This window comes from Paraburkholderia megapolitana, from assembly GCF_007556815.1.
Classification (GTDB): Bacteria; Pseudomonadota; Gammaproteobacteria; order Burkholderiales; family Burkholderiaceae; genus Paraburkholderia; species Paraburkholderia megapolitana.
On the sequence record NZ_CP041743.1, the window covers coordinates 516703 to 531756 of the forward strand.

Sequence of the window (15054 nt, forward strand, 5' to 3'; positions counted from 1 at the left end):
GCCGTGATGGAATTATGAAATGTCCATCGCGCGAGATACGGCGCATTTTAACTCTAAACGTCTAGACGTTTAGATGAATAGATGCTCAAATGGCGGTACGCTGGATCGACAGGACATCTTCATGAGCGTTGCTTCCCCTTCTTCCGTTTCGCCACCTGCATCGGGCGCTGCCCGGCGCGCATGGATGGCGGTGTTCGCGCGCACGCCGCGCGCCGCACTCGAAGCTGCATTTGAACGCGCGCTGGAAGGCACAGCAGCGCCCGCATTCGACTGGCTGCGGCCGCCCGAAATCGGCCTTGCGATGGTGCGCGGACGTATCGGCGGCAGCGGCGATCCGTTCAATCTCGGCGAGGCCACCGTGACGCGCGCAACGCTGCGTCTGCGCGAACCGGAGGGTCAAGCGCCGGTCGGCGTTGCGTGTCACCTCGGCCGTGACCGCCGGCGCGCCGAACTGGCTGCGCTGGCCGATGCACTGCTGCAACTGCCGGAACATCATGCGCGCTTGCATGCGCAACTGGTTGCCCCGCTAGCTGCGCAACTGGCCGCGGCGCGCGCGGAAAAACAAGTCGACGTCGCATCGACGCGCGTCGAATTTTTCACGATGGTTCGAGGCGACTGATGAACGCTACATCAACCGATGCGCACATCGCGCTCTCCACGCTAACGCCGGGGTTTGCCGATCCGGTGCATGACACGCAGGCGGTTTTTCGCACGCTGCTCGATGTGTTGTCGCGTCCCGGCACCGTCGGCACGATCGATCATGTCTTGCCTGCGGCGCGTGCCTCGGGCGCTTCGCATACACGTGCCGATCTTGCCGCCTTCGCCGCCCTGCTCACACTGTGCGATTACTCGACGCCGGTCTGGCTCGCGCAGCCGGACACAGCGCTCGGTTCCGCATTGCGTTTTCATACTGGCGCACCGCTCGTCGACGAACCGCACGAAGCGGCATTCGCCTACGTGCACGACGCAGACGAACTGCCCGCGCTTGCCAGCTTCGCGCTCGGCGAACCCGAAACGCCTGAACAGTCGGTCACGCTGCTCGTGCGTGTCGATGCATTGACCGGCGGCTCGCCAGTCGTGTTGCGCGGGCCCGGTATCAAGACGATCGCGACCATCGCGCCGCTCGGCTTACCCGCACGCTTCTGGGAAGAACGCGCGGCGCTTGCCCCGCTCTTTCCCTGCGGTATCGATTGCTATCTGGTGTGCGGCGATGCCGTGGTCGGCCTGCCGCGTACGACCCGTGTGGAGGTCAGCACATGTATGTAGCCGTCAAAGGTGGCGAGCGCGCGATCGAGGCATCGTGGCGTTTGCTCGACAAGGCACGTCGCGGCGACACGCGGTTTTCCGCGCTGACCGTCGCGCAGATTCGCGAACAGTTGCGGCTCGCAGTCGCGCGCGTGATGACCGAAGGTTCGGTGTACGACGAAGATCTGGCCGCGCTCGCGATCAAGCAGGCCGCAGGCGATCTGGTCGAAGCGATCTTCCTGCTGCGCGCATATCGCACGACGTTGCCGCGTTTCGGCTACACGTGCGCGATCGAAACGGAGCATATGCAGGTTGCACGGCGCATCTCCGCGACCTTCAAGGACGTGCCCGGTGGCCAGTTGCTCGGCGCGACCTACGATTACACGCAACGTCTGCTCGATTTCGCGTTGCTCGCGGAGAGCGACGCGGGGTCAACCGAAACTACAACAACGCATGCCGATACTGTCGTAGATAAATCCACAGACGCACGCTCCGAACCGATGCCGCGCGTCGTCACGCTGCTCGATCGCGAAGGACTGATCGAACAGGAAACGCCGTCGCCCGATGCCCCCGAACCCGGCGATCTGTCACGCGAACCGCTCGCGTTTCCGGCCAGCCGCGCAACGCGCCTGCAAAATCTCGCGCGTGGCGATGAAGGCTTTCTGCTCGCGATGGGTTACGCGACGCAGCGCGGCTACGCGCATTCGCATCCGTTCGCAGGCGAGATCCGGTTCGGCACGATTGCAGTCGAGATGGAACTCGACGAACTCGGCGAAGCGGTCGAGATCGGTGAGATCGACGTCACCGAATGCCAGATGATCAACCAGTTCGCCGGTAGTTCGAGCGTGCCGCCCGCATTCACGCAGGGCTACGGCCTCGCGTTCGGACACTCGGAGCGCAAGGCGATGGCGATGGCGCTGGTCGATCGCGCGCTGCGTGCCGACGAACTCGGCGAAACGCTCGCGTCCCCCACGCAGGACATCGAATTCATGTTGTCGCACAGCGATAACGTCGAAGCGTCGGGCTTCGTGCAGCATCTGAAACTGCCGCACTACGTCGATTTTCAATCCGAACTCGAACTCGTGCGGCGTCTGCGGGCACGGCATGAGGCAGGCGAGGCCAGCCACAAACACGACAACGACCGCGACGAACCGATCAACGAGGACCAAGCCGCATGAACGCGACCGACACCCCGTCCATGGCACCGGCAGCAAGCGAATACGATCGCGCCGCCGAAGGCTACAACTTCGCCTACCTCGACGAACAGACGAAGCGGATGATCCGCCGCGCCCTGCTAAAGGCCGTCGCAGTACCAGGCTACCAGGTACCGTTCGCGGCACGCGAAATGCCGCTGCCGTTCGGCTGGGGCACGGGCGGTATTCAGGTCACCGCCGCGATCATCGGTCGCACCGACACGCTGAAGGTGATCGACCAGGGTTCCGACGAAACGACCAACGCGGTCAACATCCGCCGCTTCTTTGCGCGCACGACCGGCGTCGCAACGACGCAACGCACCGTGGACGCCACCATCGTGCAGACCCGTCACCGGATTCCCGAAGCACCGCTCACCGACAAACAGATTCTCGTCTACCAGGTACCGATGCCCGAGCCGTTGTACAAGCTCGAACCGCGCGCTACCGAATGCAAGAAACTGCACGCGCTCGCGGACTACGGTCTGATCAGCGTGAAGCTCTACGAGGACATCGTGCGCCACGGCAGCATCGCGACGACCTACGACTACCCGGTGATCGTCAATGGCCGCTACCTCGCCTCGCCATCGCCGATTCCGAAGTTCGACAACCCGAAGATGCACATGAACCCCGCCTTGCAGTTGTTCGGCGCGGGCCGCGAGCGGCGCATCCACGCGATCCCGCCGTACACCCCGGTGCGCAGCCTCGACTTCGACGATCATCCGTTCGAGGTGCAGCGCTGGGAGCATGCGTGTGCGCTGTGTGGATCGAAGGAAAGCTTTCTCGACGAGATGATCGTCGACGATGCGGGCACGCGCATGTTCGTTTGTTCCGATAGCGACTACTGCCACGAGCGACGCGACGCGGATACCGCCGGCACCGATGAAGCCCATCACGGAGACGCCGCATGAACCCGCTGATGAGCGCCCGTGGCATCACGAAACAGTTCGGCGGCCGCAATGGCTGCATCAACGTCAGCTTCGATCTATATCCTGGCGAAGTGCTGTGCATCGTCGGCGAATCGGGTTCGGGCAAGACGACCTTGCTGAACACGCTCGCGCTGCGCACCGAAGCCGACAATGGCACGCTGCACTATGCGGCGTCGCACGGCGACACGCTCGATCTGTTCGCGCTGTCCGAACCGCGCCGCCGCATGCTGATGCGCACCGAGTGGGGCTTCGTCCAGCAGAACCCGCGCGACGGATTGCGCAACGGCGTGTCAGCCGGCGCGAACATCGGCGAGCCGCTGATGGCGGTCGGCGCGCGCCATTACGGCCGGATTCGCGACACAGCAACCCAATGGATGCAACGTGTCGAACTCGACGCGACGCGCATCGATGAGCTGCCTGCCGCGTTTTCGGGCGGCATGCAGCAACGTCTGCAGATCGCGCGCAACCTGGTAACCGGGCCACGTCTCGTGTTCATGGACGAACCCACTGCCGGGCTCGACGTATCGGTGCAGGCGCGCCTGCTCGATCTGCTGCGCACGCTGACGGCGACGTTGCATCTGTCGGTGCTGATCGTCACGCACGATATCGGCGTGGCCCGTCTGCTCGCGCACCGGTTGATGGTGATGCAAGGCGGCGAGGTGGTCGAAGCCGGCCTCACCGACCAGGTACTCGACGACCCGCAGCATCCCTATACGCAAACGCTGGTGTCGTCGGTTCTGCCGGTCTGACGCCAGCACTCGAGACTAGCCATGTCCTCCATCGAATTTCGCAACCACACGCGTGCTTTCGCCGACAACGCGGCGCTGATGCTGCGCGCCGTCGATCTCGGCAAGACCTTCACGCTGCACGGCCAGGGCGGCGTGCGCATCGATGCGCTGGCGGGCGTATCGCTCGACGTCGAACGCGGCGAATGCGTGGTGCTAGTGGGGCCATCCGGCGCCGGCAAGAGCACGCTGTTGCGCTGCCTGTACGGCAACTATCTGGCGAGCCGCGGCACGATTGCGATTCGCGACGACTCGCAGGCAACGCAACACATCGCGATCACCGCGGCCGAGCCGCACGACGTCTTGCATTTACGGCGCAGCGTTGTCGGCTATGTGAGCCAGTTTCTGCGCGTGATTCCGCGCGTACCGACGCTCACGCTCGTCGCCGAGCCGCTGGTGTCGCGCGGTGTCGAACCTGAAGAAGCCGAGGCGCGCGCCAGCGCATTGCTGGCGCGCTTGAACGTGCCGCAGCGACTATGGCTGCTCGCCCCCGCAACATTCTCCGGTGGCGAGCAACAGCGCGTGAATATCGCGCGCGGGCTGATCGCCGGGCATCCGTTGCTGCTGCTCGACGAACCGACCGCCTCGCTCGATGCGGAAAACCGCGCTATCGTGGCCGAATTGATCGTCGAAGCACGCGAACGCGGTGCGGCGATCGTCGGCATTTTCCACGACGAGGACACGCGCGCACAGGTCGCGACACGCCGCCTCGAACTGCAGCCGCGACTGCGCGACACCGCCGCGCTGCACTGAATACGCTGAATACGCTGAATGCACTGAACACCACGGAGCCTGTCGATGTTGATCAAGAACGCTCGCATCGTGACGCGAGACGAAGTATTCACCGGCACGGTACGGATCGAAAACGGCACGATTCGCGACCTCGAACGCGGCACGACGTCCGCTCCCGAAGCCGAAGACTGGGACGGCGACTACCTGCTGCCCGGTCTGATCGAACTGCATACGGACAATCTCGAGAAGCATCTCGCGCCTCGACCTGGCGTGCTGTGGAACACCGACGCCGCGTTCGTGATTCACGACGCGCAGGTCGCCGCAGCGGGCATCACGACTGTGTTCGACGCGCTCGCAATCGGTTCGCGTCCGGGCGCCGGCATCCGCGGGCGCGAAGTGCAGACGCAATGCGCGCAGGCACTGAGCCGCTTTTCCGAGCGCGGCCTCTTGCGCGCCGAACACTTCCTGCATCTGCGCTGCGAGATCGCCACCGCCGACGTCGTCGAGTTATTCGAGTCGCTGTGCGCTCACCCGCTGCTGCGACTCGCGTCGGTGATGGATCACACGCCGGGGCAGCGCCAGTGGCACGACCGCGACCAGTGGCGCCGCTTCCAGGAACGCAACGGCAAGTGGACCGACGAGCAGACGGCATCGATGCTCGTCGTCCTCGAGGAAGAGCAGCAGCGTTTCGCCGATGCGCACCGCCGCGAAATCGTCGCGCGCTGTGCGGCGCTCGGCGTGCCGCTCGCAAGCCACGACGACACACTCGTCGAGCACGTCGAACAGGCAGCCGCCGAAGGCATCGTGCTCGCCGAATTCCCCACCACGCGCATCGCCGCCGAAGCCGCGCACGCGCACGGCATCGCGACGATCATGGGCGCACCGAACATCGTGCGCGGCGGTTCGCACTCGGGCAACGTGTCCGCCCTCGAACTCGCGAAGGCGGAACTGCTCGACATCCTGTCGTCCGATTACGTACCGTCGAGCCTGCTCACCGCCGCCTTCGAACTCGTCGACAAGGCCGGCTGGACCTTGCCGCGCGCCGTTGCGACGGTATCGGCGGAACCGGCGCGCACCGCCGGCCTGCACGACCGCGGCATGATCGCGCCGGGCCTGCGCGCGGATTTTGTGCGCGTCACGATGCTCGATTCATTGCCGGTGCCGCGCGCGACTTACCGCGCGGGCACACGTATCGTCTAGCGGCGACGTCCAGTCGAACTGGATGCGCCTGCGCGGCACGCGGCGCGAGCGCAGGCGCACAAGATTACGCATCGCTTACGAAAGCCCGCCTTTCGCTGCGTCGCAGCACGCAATTAGAACCCGATTCCCCCACCATCCGGTGTTTCACCGACTCCGCGAGCATTTTGAACTGGTAAGCTTGGCGCGCGCTGCCGGCCGCCGGTCGGCAGCCTTAAACCAAGCCCGGTCCTCGCGCCGGGCAATGTCGCGCAGCGGCACAAGCGCATGCGCGACCACCTGAACCACTCCGAGGAGTAAAAACAGTGAAAAAACTGCTAGCGGCTTTGACGGTTGCCCTGCTCGCCACCGTTTCGATCGGCGCACACGCAAAAGACTGGACCACGGTCCGCTTCGGTGTCGACGCCAGCTACCCGCCGTTTGAATCGAAGGGCTCGGACGGCAAGCTCGTCGGTTTCGATATCGATCTCGGCAACGAAATCTGCAAGCGCATGAACGCAAAATGCGTGTGGGTCGAAAACGACTTCGACGGCATGATCCCCGCACTGAAGGCGAAGAAGTTCGACGGCGTGCTGTCGTCGATGTCGATCACGCCGCAACGCGCCGAGCAGATCGGCTTCTCGGCGAAGCTGTTCAACACGCCGACGCGCCTCGTCGCCAAGAAGGGTTCGGGCATCCTGCCGACCGCCGATTCGCTGAAGGGCAAGTCGGTTGGCGTCGAACAGGGCACGATCCAGGAAACGTACGCGAAGGCTTACTGGGAACCGAAGGGCACGAAGGTCGTGCCGTATCAGAACCAGGATCAGGTCTATGCCGATTTGCTGTCGGGTCGTCTTGACGCCACGCTGCAAGACGCCGTGCAAGCCGACATCGGCTTCCTGAAGACGCCGCGCGGTGCGGGCTTCGAATTCGTCGGCAAGGATCTCGACGATCCGAAGACGCTTGGCACCGGTGCCGGCGTTGGCCTGCGCAAGGAAGACACGGATCTGAAGGCGAAGATGGACAAGGCGATCGCCGACATGATCAAGGACGGTACGTACAAGAAGCTCGAACAGAAGTACTTCACGTTCGACGTGTACGGCAGCTGATGCTTCGACCGGCGCGGTTCTCCGCGCCGTGCAGGCAACCTGAACGGGCTCCGCTACACGCGGGGCCCGTTTTGTTTTAACGCCATGATTCGCCTGTGTGCAGACCGGCTGCAGGGCGCACATCGGCGGGATCGGCTAAGATCGTTCCGTTCCGCATGCGCGGAACGGCCACTGAGCAGCCACCGTGCCGCCGCTTTCCATTTTCGTAACCGCTCATTCGTGCGGCCCGCTGTGAGCGCCGCGCCCCGACACCATGCAAACCCAGACCCATCCGCTGATTTCCCCGACGCTTGGCACCGCACGCCATCTGACGAGTTTCCACTACGGTCCCGGCGGCGGACAGAAGATCTACATCCAGTCGTCGCTGCACGCCGACGAACTGCCAGGCATGCTGGTCTCCTGGGCGCTGCGTCGCAAACTGGCCGCGCTCGAAGCCGCCGGCAAGCTGCAAGGCGAAGTGATCGTCGTGCCCGTCGCCAATCCGATCGGCCTGAACCAGCATTTCCTCGGGCATATGATGGGTCGCTTCGAATCGAACTCCGCGACGAATTTCAACCGCAACTTCTACGATCTGTCGGCACTGGTGCTGCCGGTCATCGAAGAACGGCTATCCGCCGACATCGACCGCAATCGCACCGCCGTCCGCACCGCGATGCGCGAAGCGCTCGACGCGCAGAAACCCGTCAACGAACTCGAATCGCAACGCCTCGCGCTACAGCGCCTGTCGTACGACGCCGACGTCGTGCTCGACCTGCACTGCGACTGGGACGCGGCGATGCATATCTATACGAACCCGGACCTGTGGCCCGAAGTCGAACCGCTCGCGCGCTATGTCGAAGCGAAGGCATCGTTGCTGGCGCTGAACTCGGTGGGCAATCCGTTCGACGAGATTCACAGCTTTTGCTGGTCCGATCTGCGCGCCCGCTTCGGCAGCCGCTTCCCGATCCCGAACGGTTCGATCTCGGTGACCATCGAACTGCGCGGCCAGACCGACGTTTCGCACGAATTCGCCGAACACGACGCGCAGGCGATCATCGAATATCTGACTCATCGCGGGGTGGTCGCCGGAACAGCCGCGCCGCAGCCGCCACTCGAATTCGCTGCGACGCCGCTTGCGGGCACCGAGCCGATCGTCGCGCCGGTCAGCGGCGTGGCGGTATTCCGTGCCGAAGTGGGGCGTTGGGTCGAAGCCGGCCAGCCGATCGCCGATATCGTCGATCCGCTCACCGACACCGTCGTCACGCTGCCCTGTACCGTGGCCGGTGTGCTGTACGCGCGGCATCTGTCGCGCTTCGCAACGGCCGGTATGGAAGTGGCCCGCGTTGCGGGAGCCAAGGCGTTTCGCACTGGCTCGCTGCTGTCGCAGTGACGGCGGCATGCAGACGCGTCAGAACGCCGGCACGATCGCGCCTTTGAACTCCGAGTCGATGTAGCGGCGCACTTCATCCGACTCATACGCCGCGACGAGCTTCTTCACCCAGGGCTTGTCGCGGTCCGCGGCGCGCACGGCGATCAGGTTCGCGTACGGGCCCTTCAGATCCTCGATGGCGATCGCGTCGCGGGTCGGTTGCAAACCCGCCTTCACGGCATAGTCTGTGTTGATCGATGCGGCCTCGAGATCGTCGAGTGCTCGCGGCAACTGCGCGGCATCGAGTTCCACCAACCGGATCTTCTTCGGATTCTCCGCGACGTCGAGCGGCGTCGCGTTCACGCCGTTCGTACCGACACCCGCCTTCAGTTTGATCACGCCGTACTTCTGCAGCAGCAACAGCGCGCGGTTGCCGTTCGACGGATCGTTCTGGATGCCCACCTTCGCGCCCTCGGGCAAATCCTTCAGCGATTTTATTTTCTTCGAGTAAAAGCCCATCGGCGACGTATAGGTCAGGCCGACGTTGACGATCTTGTAGCCGCGCTGGCGGATCTGGCTGTCCAGAAACGGCTGATGCTGAAAACCATTTGCATCGAGATCGCCGGAGTCGAGCGCGGCGTTCGGCTGGACGTAGTCGTTAAACTCGATGACCTTCACGTTCAGACCTTCGCGCGCCGCGACCTTCGTTACGACCGACCAGATCTGCGCGTCCGGGCCGCTCATCGTGCCGACTTTCAGGGTCGGGTCGGCGGCATGTGCTGGGCTAATGGCAAACGAGGCGGCCAACGCCGTGCCGGCCGCGGTAACGAAAAGACGTCCAAGAATGGTTCTGCGTTGCATGCGGCCCCCGTTACGACTGGATATGAATGGACGCGCATCGTCGCATGCACCGCGAGCGGGCATAACCAATCGTTTCTGCTACGCATATGGGGACCGGGCTACCAAGCATATGCGGCGGGCGCTTGCGATATTTCCCCGGCTTTCGCCACACTGATGTAGCGCCCAAACGACACATGGCGCATATAACTTACCTGTCACAATCCTTTCGCTTGTTTTACTTTACATTTGCGGCCAATCGCCCGACCGGCCGCAGAGCATGGCGTCGCGATTGCATCTTTTTAATCGGAGAAACGCCTTGAACAAGAAAGTATTGACCACCGCCATCCTCGCTACTCTCGCGGGAACCGCGCACGCACAAAGCAGCGTGACGCTTTACGGGCTGATCGACGCGGGTATCAGCTACGTCAACAACGCCAAGGCTGGCACCAGCCACGACAGCCTCGTCAAGTACGACGACGGCGTCGCACAGGGCAGCCGTTGGGGCCTGCGCGGCACCGAAGACCTCGGTGGCGGCCTGAAGGCACTGTTCGTGCTCGAAAACGGCTTCAACAGCGGCAACGGCACGCTGGGCCAGGGCGGCGCGATGTTCGGCCGTCAGGCTTACGTCGGGCTGTCGAAAGACGGCATCGGCTCGCTCACGTTCGGTCGTCAGTACTCGTTCTCGACCGACTACCTCGGCGGCAGCTACTCGAACGGCGGCCAGTCGGTGGCCGGCAACTACGGTTACCACATCAACGACGTCGACCAGCTCACGTCGAGCCGGATCAACAACGCGGTCAAGTTCAGCAGCGCGAACTTCTCGGGCTTCACGTTCGGCGCGTTGTACGGCTTCTCGAACCAGGCAGGCGCTTTCGCAGGCGCACCGGCAAGCGGTACGTCGACGAGCCCGGTTGCCGGTTCGTCGCGCGCATACAGCGTCGGCGCGAACTACGCGAACGGCCCGTTGAGCATCGGTGCGGCATTCACCGATATCCGCTACCCGAGCCAGTCGGCACCGGCGTTCACGACCGCAATCTCCAACGTCAGCACCGGCACGATTCGCGATCTGCGCACGTACGGTATCGGCGGTCGTTATCTGATCGGACCGGCAACGCTGTGGGCGTTGTGGACGAACACGCGTCTCGAAGCACTGACGGGCGCAGCAACGTCGTTCAACGCGTATGAAGCCGGCGGCAAGTACGCGTTCACGCCGGCACTGACGGCAGCGCTCGGCTACACGTACATGCGTCTGTCGAATGCGAACACCGGCCACTTCAACCAGGTCGATGCAAGCGTGGACTACGCGCTCAGCAAGCGCACCGACGTGTATCTGCTCGGTGTTTATCAAGGCGCGGCCGGCAGCAACAAGGGCGTGGACGTGCAGGCACAGATCGGCTCGAGCCCGACGTCGTACTTCGGTACGTCGGGTAACGGCGCGGACAATCAGGTTGCAGTGCGCGTCGGTATTCGCCACAAGTTCTGATCGTTGCGATGTGATCATGGCGGCGGGTGGGCCTCGTGCCTGCTGCCGCTGTCGTGAACCGGAAAACGCCCTGCGGGGCGTTTTTTGCGTTTACGCGTGCTGCTGCTTGGCTTGCGCGGCGGCGCGCGAGCACCACTGTGTCATAGGGCCTCTTCCAGCGCGGGTGCCGCTTCTGTTACGCTGCGGCCTTTACACCGTCTGCATATCCGAATCGATGGAAATTCCGTTCAACGAACGCGGCGTCTCGGTGACGCGCAATGCGCTGTCCGCCGCCGGCCAGGTTTTTCAGCTGCGCGACATCCAGGATGTGCGTGTCGTGACCATCCCCAAGAACAAGATTGTCCCGATCGGTATTTCCGTGCTGGGTTTGATCGGCGCGATTATCGGCGGCGTGCTCGGCTCGGGCGGCGGTCTGGTGTGCGGCATCATGCTGACCGTGGTGGGCGGGCTCGCGTGGACGACTCAGGATGTCACGCACCGGTTGATGGTCGACAGCAATGGGCAAACGCGTGAAGTGCTGTCGAGCCTCGAACGCGCGTTCGTCGAAAAGGTCGAGCAAACGGTGCGCGTTGCGATGTCCGAGAGCGCCGCCCCGCCGAAAGTGCAAAAAACGCTGTAATACCCACGCGGAAACATCGGGTATGCCGGGTACGCTGCGCTCGGCGTTAACACAATGTTAATACCCTTCCCGTGAGCTTTTGCAGCGGCTTGATACGCGCGGCTATAGAGTGAAGTCATCTCAACAACGCGCCGTCATCTGCGATACCGGCGCTCCCATGATGCTCCACCAGTCAGTCCTCGCTCGAGAGAGCACCGTCCCGCGCACCTTGCGCATGCCCCATGCACAACCCACCCAGGTTTCTTTCGTCACACTCGACGTCACGGTGCCCGGCACATCGTCGGCGGATGCGCGGCGGGCACTGCAGGCCGCACTCGGTGACGATCTGCGCCTCTTTATCGTGACGATCGACAAACGCAACGAATACACGACCTTTCGCGTCGAAGTGACCTCGCACACGCTTGACGAGGTGATCGTCGCCCTCACCCGCACGCTGTCGCAGGCGACGCTCGGCCGTGCCGCGGCTTCGGTCGAGCGGCGCCCCGCACTGCACGACGACTGACTCAGCTTGCACACGAACCGCGCATAAGCCACCGATAAGCCGCCCGCAGCCCACTCAGCTCATGTCGAGCGGCTTCACGTGCCAGATACCGCGCGCGTATTCGCCGATCGTGCGATCCGCCGAGAATTGCCCCATACCCGCCACGTTGGCAATCGCGCTCCGCGTCCAGGCATGCGGATCGCGAAAGCGCGCATCGACGTCGTTCTGCGCCTGCGCAAACGCCGCGAAATCGGCCAGCACCATGTACTGATCGCCCCAGTCGACGAGCGTGTGGAAAATGTCCGCGAAACGCAGCGGGTCGTCGGGTGAAAAGAAACCGGTGCGGATCTGATCGAGCGCGACGCGCAGCTCGGGGTTTTCTTCGTACAGCTGACGCGGCCGGTAGCCCGCTGAGCGTAGTGCGTCCACTTCGTCTGCGGTATGGCCGAAGATGAACATGTTCTCGCGCCCCACCGCATCGCAGATCTCGATGTTCGCGCCGTCGAGCGTGCCGATGGTCAACGCGCCATTCAGCGCGAGCTTCATGTTGCCGGTGCCCGACGCTTCGGTGCCCGCCGTCGAAATCTGTTCGGACAGATCGGCGGCGGGAATGATCAACTCTGCGACGCTCACACCGTAGTTCGGCACGAACACCACCTTCAACCGATCACCGACCAGCGGATCGTGATTGACCTTCGCGCTCACGTCCCCGATCAACCGGATGATCGTCTTCGCCATCCGGTACGCCGACGCCGCCTTGCCCGCGAACATCACGACGCGCGGCACCCAGTCCTTCTCAGGTTCTGCGCGAATCTGGTTGTAGCGGACGATCACGTGCAGCACGTTCAACAGTTGCCGCTTGTATTCGTGAATCCGTTTGACCTGGAGATCGAACAGCGCGTCGGGATCGACGGTTACCTTGAGTTGTTGCGCGAGACGTTGCGTGAGCCGGATCTTGTTCTGCCGCTTGGCCTCGCGGAACGCTTCGGCAAACGAGGCATCGTCGGCCAGATCGCGCAGTTTCGCGAGGTCGAACAGATCGCTACGCCAGTGCGTGCCGATCCGTTCGTCGATCAATGCGGAGAGCGGCCGGCTTGCCTGCGCAAGCCAGCGCCGCGGCGTGATGCCGTTCGTCACGTTGGTAAAGCGCTCGGGGAACAGGCGCGCGAAGTCGGCGAAGATGTCGCGCGTCATCAATTGCGAATGCAGCTTCGATACGCCATTCACCTTGTGACTCGCGACGATCGCGAGATGCGCCATGCGCACGCGGCGCTGGCCATACTCGTCGATCAACGAAATGCGGCGGATCATTTCCGTGTCGTGGCCCGACTGCTCGCCGACACGCTTCAGGAACTGCGCATTGATCTCGAAGATGATCTCGAGGTGGCGCGGCAGCAGCCGCGCGAGCATCTCGACGTCCCATGTTTCGAGCGCTTCTGGCATCAGCGTGTGGTTCGTGTACGAGAACATCTGCTCAATGGACTGCCACGCCCGCTCCCACGGCACGTGATGCACGTCGACGAGGAGCCGCATCAGTTCGGGAATCGCGAGCACCGGGTGCGTGTCGTTCAGATGCACGGCCACTTTCTCGTGGAAGCGGCCGAACGTACTGTGCGTGCGCATGTAGCGGCGAATCAGATCCTGCATCGTCGCCGACACGAAGAAGTATTCCTGACGCAGCCGCAGTTCGCGGCCGGCCGACGTCGAGTCGTCGGGATACAGCAGGCGCGAGACGTTCTCCGACATGTTCTTTGCATCGACGGCGCGGCGGTAGTCGCCCCGGTTGAACGCCGACAGATCGAGTTCTTCGGTTGCGCGCGCGGACCACAGTCGCAACGTGTTCGTCGCGCTCGTCGCGTAGCCGGGAATCACCGTGTCGTAGGCCATCGCGTTGACGTGTTCGGTATCGATCCACTCGACATGTTCGTCGCGCTGCACGGTACGTCCACCGAAGTGCACGAGATACTGGATCTCGGGCCGCGGAAATTCCCACGGATTGCCGGCGCGCAGCCAGTAGTCCGGCGTCTCGACCTGCTCTCCGTTGACGATCTGCTGACGAAACATCCCGTACTCATAGCGGATGCCGTAACCAAAGCCGGGGATGCCGAGCGTCGCCATCGCATCGAGAAAACACGCGGCAAGCCGGCCCAGGCCACCATTACCGAGCGCGGCGTCGGGCTCGAGTTCGGTCAGCACGTCCATGTCGACGCCGAGACTCGCCAGCGCCTCTTTCATCTGGTCGTGAATACCGAGCGCGAGCAACGCGTTCGTGAACGTACGACCGATCAGGAATTCCATCGACAGGTAGTACACGCGCTTCACATCCTGCTCGTATTGCAGGCGCGTGGTTTTCATCCAGCGCGCGACGAGCCGGTCGCGCACCGCGAGGGCCGCAGCATGCAGCCAGTCGTGCGGGTGCGCCGTGACAGCGTCCTTACCGACGCCGTACATCATGCGATTGGAAATGGAGCGCCGTAGCGCGTCGACGGTACTGTTGAGCTGGTCGAACTCCAGGTCCACGGTTGTCATCGAAGCCTCCGGGTTGTGCGATGCGACGCGATGTTGCTGTCGACCGCTAATCAATATGCAAGGTAGGACATCTGGCGACCTACCGTTCTGAGCACGCACAACACACGCAGTGCGCTTGTCGGCAATGCAATCGTCCCGCCACTGTACCGCACGATGTCGGTGCGGCCGGGTTCGATCGCGGGTCACCGGTTCTTTGTGGACGCGCGGCGACGGTGCATGGTTCCGTGCGTCGTCGCGTGAACTAGTATGAGAGAGGAACAAGGCGGAGCCGCGACAGCACCGTGTGGCCCGCGCTTGCCCGATGGGCTCTCCGCTTCATCGCGCCGATGGAGGTCGACATGAACGCACAATCCATGCTCGGAATGATGCATGCCCAGGAACTGCTGATGGTGTCGATGATTCGCGCGCTGCCGCCCGATACCCGGCGCCGGATCTCCGACGAGTTCCAGGATCAGGTGGAACTGGCGGAAGCGCCGCACCTGGGCGCGGGCCACGATCGCGAAACCGCCGAGGCATTCAAGGCGCACATTCGCAAGCTATCGATTCTGCTCGCGACTTGTAGTTGAGTTTGCCGGGTCGACGATTCTG

At 63.4% G+C, this 15054-nt stretch carries 15 protein-coding genes; 13 read left to right on the forward strand and 2 right to left on the reverse strand.

Annotated elements, in window-relative coordinates; genetic code table 11:
• The first annotated feature begins 121 nt into the window (after window positions 1-121).
• The 9 genes from phnG to FNZ07_RS02205 all read left to right on the forward strand — a co-directional run bounded on the left by phnG (window position 122) and on the right by FNZ07_RS02205 (window position 8535).
• Entirely contained in the window at window positions 122-619 is a 498-nt protein-coding gene (phnG, locus tag FNZ07_RS02165; protein WP_091007821.1) for a phosphonate C-P lyase system protein PhnG, read from the forward strand.
• Complete coding sequence (gene phnH / locus FNZ07_RS02170; RefSeq protein ID WP_091007824.1) at window positions 619-1266, forward strand: phosphonate C-P lyase system protein PhnH; 648 nt, start codon at window positions 619-621, stop codon at window positions 1264-1266. The genes phnG and phnH overlap by 1 nt, the downstream gene beginning before the upstream one ends.
• Window positions 1257-2423: a carbon-phosphorus lyase complex subunit PhnI gene (locus FNZ07_RS02175; protein ID WP_091007827.1), complete on the forward strand. Its 1167-nt coding sequence runs from the start codon at window positions 1257-1259 to the stop codon at window positions 2421-2423. Before phnH ends, FNZ07_RS02175 begins: the two co-directional genes overlap by 10 nt.
• A complete protein-coding gene (locus FNZ07_RS02180) occupies window positions 2420-3346 on the forward strand; it encodes an alpha-D-ribose 1-methylphosphonate 5-phosphate C-P-lyase PhnJ (protein WP_091007831.1) in 927 nt (308 codons plus the stop codon). The genes FNZ07_RS02175 and FNZ07_RS02180 overlap by 4 nt, the downstream gene beginning before the upstream one ends.
• Complete coding sequence (gene phnK / locus FNZ07_RS02185; RefSeq protein ID WP_091007835.1) at window positions 3343-4113, forward strand: phosphonate C-P lyase system protein PhnK; 771 nt, start codon at window positions 3343-3345, stop codon at window positions 4111-4113. Before FNZ07_RS02180 ends, phnK begins: the two co-directional genes overlap by 4 nt.
• A gap of 21 nt (window positions 4114-4134) precedes the next feature.
• Window positions 4135-4902, forward strand: a complete 768-nt coding sequence (phnL, locus tag FNZ07_RS02190; protein WP_091007838.1) for a phosphonate C-P lyase system protein PhnL — start codon at window positions 4135-4137, stop codon at window positions 4900-4902.
• A gap of 45 nt (window positions 4903-4947) precedes the next feature.
• Window positions 4948-6081, forward strand: coding sequence for an alpha-D-ribose 1-methylphosphonate 5-triphosphate diphosphatase (locus FNZ07_RS02195; RefSeq protein WP_091007842.1), 1134 nt, complete (start codon window positions 4948-4950; stop codon window positions 6079-6081).
• Between the two features lie 302 nt (window positions 6082-6383).
• Window positions 6384-7166, forward strand: coding sequence for an ABC transporter substrate-binding protein (locus FNZ07_RS02200; RefSeq protein ID WP_091007845.1), 783 nt, complete (start codon window positions 6384-6386; stop codon window positions 7164-7166).
• Between the two features lie 253 nt (window positions 7167-7419).
• The gene (locus tag FNZ07_RS02205) at window positions 7420-8535 is read left to right on the forward strand and encodes a M14 family metallopeptidase (protein ID WP_091007848.1); all 1116 of its coding nucleotides are present in this window, start codon (window positions 7420-7422) and stop codon (window positions 8533-8535) included.
• 18 nt (window positions 8536-8553) lie between these two features.
• On the opposite strand, the gene FNZ07_RS02210 is transcribed toward FNZ07_RS02205, so the two are convergent.
• Entirely contained in the window at window positions 8554-9375 is an 822-nt protein-coding gene (locus FNZ07_RS02210; RefSeq protein WP_091008895.1) for a MetQ/NlpA family ABC transporter substrate-binding protein, read from the reverse strand.
• Between the two features lie 295 nt (window positions 9376-9670).
• Here FNZ07_RS02210 and FNZ07_RS02215 point away from each other — a divergent pair, with 295 nt between their 5' ends.
• From FNZ07_RS02215 to FNZ07_RS02225, 3 genes are all read left to right on the forward strand, one after another.
• Window positions 9671-10837 carry a porin gene (locus FNZ07_RS02215; protein ID WP_091007851.1) on the forward strand — a complete coding sequence of 389 codons (1167 nt, stop codon included), beginning with the start codon at window positions 9671-9673 and terminating at the stop codon, window positions 10835-10837.
• 214 nt (window positions 10838-11051) lie between these two features.
• Entirely contained in the window at window positions 11052-11456 is a 405-nt protein-coding gene (locus tag FNZ07_RS02220) for a DUF6232 family protein (RefSeq protein WP_091007854.1), read from the forward strand.
• 214 nt (window positions 11457-11670) lie between these two features.
• A complete protein-coding gene (locus tag FNZ07_RS02225; RefSeq protein ID WP_091007856.1) occupies window positions 11671-11958 on the forward strand; it encodes a hypothetical protein in 288 nt (95 codons plus the stop codon).
• A gap of 54 nt (window positions 11959-12012) precedes the next feature.
• Here the strand turns inward: FNZ07_RS02225 and FNZ07_RS02230 are convergent, their stop codons facing one another.
• On the reverse strand, window positions 12013-14466 hold the full coding sequence (locus tag FNZ07_RS02230; protein WP_091007860.1) for a glycogen/starch/alpha-glucan phosphorylase: 2454 nt from the start codon (window positions 14464-14466) through the stop codon (window positions 12013-12015).
• 338 nt (window positions 14467-14804) lie between these two features.
• Between FNZ07_RS02230 and FNZ07_RS02235 the strand changes: the two genes are divergently transcribed.
• Window positions 14805-15032 (forward strand): hypothetical protein, encoded by a 228-nt coding sequence (locus FNZ07_RS02235; protein WP_091007863.1) that lies wholly within the window; start codon window positions 14805-14807, stop codon window positions 15030-15032.
• Window positions 15033-15054 lie beyond the last annotated feature (22 nt).